Source organism: Microcoleus sp. Pol12B4, assembly GCF_036701385.1.
In the GTDB taxonomy this organism is placed as follows: domain Bacteria; phylum Cyanobacteriota; class Cyanobacteriia; order Cyanobacteriales; family Microcoleaceae; genus Microcoleus.
Genome location: NZ_JAUBQR010000446.1, coordinates 1 through 1347, shown reverse-complemented (window position 1 = coordinate 1347; position 1347 = coordinate 1). Strand labels below are relative to the sequence as shown.

Sequence of the window (1347 nt, the reverse complement as noted above, 5' to 3'; positions counted from 1 at the left end):
AGTCCCGGTGGCACAACTATTGCCGGAATTGCTAAATTAGAGAGTAACGGCTTTCGTTCGGCACTGATCGAAGCAGTAAAAGCAGCTTCTTTGCGTTCTCAAGAATTAGGTAAATAGGTGTTAGTGCCATGCTGACTTTAAAATGAGATTTAAGTCCGTGGATCAAGTTGACAGACGATCAGTTTTACGAACTGTGCCAACATCACCCCGATTATAAATTTGAACGGAATGCCAAAGGAAAACTGCTGATGGTTGCACCAATGGGAGGAGAAACTTGAAAGCGCAATATGGATTTATTCTATCAATTTCAAGCTTGTAGTCACCCAAATCCGAATCTAGGAATTGCGTTTGACTCTTCTACCTGTTTTAGAGTCCCAAACGGTGCAACTCGTTCTCCCGATCCTTCTTGGATAAAATGCGAAAGATGGGAAGCTTTAAGTCCCGAACAAAAAAGAAAATTTCCCCCACTGTGTCCCGATTTTGTTGGGGAATTGCGTGAAGCGAAGCTATCCCGTAGGGAATCGCCAACTGATTCTATCAGAGAAACGCGAGAGAAAATGCAGGAATATCGGGAAAATGGCGTTTGTTTGGGGTGGTTGATTGACCCGCAAACCCGGAGTGGGAAGATTTATAGGATCGATCGAGAAATAGAAATATTGGAGTCCCCTGTTACGCTGTCAGGGGAAAATGTTTGGTCAGGATTTGTGTTGGAACTAGGGCCAGTTATAGGAAATAATTGAAAAGGTGTCAGGCAGTTTCAGATTAATCGCTAGTTGCTGTTTCCAATTTCTCTCCAATCCTCGGTTCCGTACCATTCAACAGTCGCTGAATATTGCTCCGATGCCGCACAATTACAAAGACACCTCCCGCAATTCCAAACAATACATAAGCCAGCGGCTGATGTAAAGCAAACATCAATCCAGCAACGCTAATTGCCCCAATAATCGAACTTAAAGAAACAATTCGCGATACCGCAAATACTATCCCGAAAATTCCGAAAGTCCCCAAACCAACTGGCCAATACAAACCAAGCAAAACTCCCAAACTCGTCGCCACCGATTTACCGCCGGTAAACCCCAGCCAGATTGATTTGCTGTGACCCAAAACAGCAGAGAAACCCGCCAAAGTTGCCATCCAAGGGATGACAGTTGCAGTATTTTCTAAACCTGCGGCGGTTGCTAGCTGCTGGGTAAAACTGAGAGAATAAATGTAGCGGATGAGGACGATCGCACTTACCCCCTTCAACACGTCAACCAGCAACACCCCCAAGCCCGGCCACTTCCCCAAAGTCCTCAGTACGTTAGTCGCACCCGTCGAACCCGAACCAACCTGTCGAATATCAATTCC

3 protein-coding genes are annotated in these 1347 nt (G+C 45.7%); 2 read left to right on the top strand and 1 reads right to left on the bottom strand.

The window, feature by feature from the left end:
- A partial coding sequence (locus QUA38_RS28930; RefSeq protein WP_333167968.1) for a pyrroline-5-carboxylate reductase dimerization domain-containing protein occupies nucleotides 1–117 on the top strand: 117 nt, incomplete at its 5' end.
- A gap of 170 nt (nucleotides 118–287) precedes the next feature.
- Nucleotides 288–740: a Uma2 family endonuclease gene (locus tag QUA38_RS28925; protein ID WP_445305139.1), complete on the top strand. Its 453-nt coding sequence runs from the start codon at nucleotides 288–290 to the stop codon at nucleotides 738–740.
- A 22-nt stretch (nucleotides 741–762) separates the two neighbouring features.
- Here QUA38_RS28925 and plsY read toward each other — a convergent pair.
- Nucleotides 763–1347 (bottom strand): glycerol-3-phosphate 1-O-acyltransferase PlsY (gene plsY / locus QUA38_RS28920; RefSeq protein ID WP_333167966.1); only part of this gene is annotated, 585 nt, incomplete at its 5' end.

Excerpts from the sequence above, each read along its gene's own strand:
- QUA38_RS28925 (WP_445305139.1), top strand. The coding sequence starts at position 288 with ATGGATTTATTCTATCAATTTCAAGCTTGTAGTCACCCAAATCCGAAT.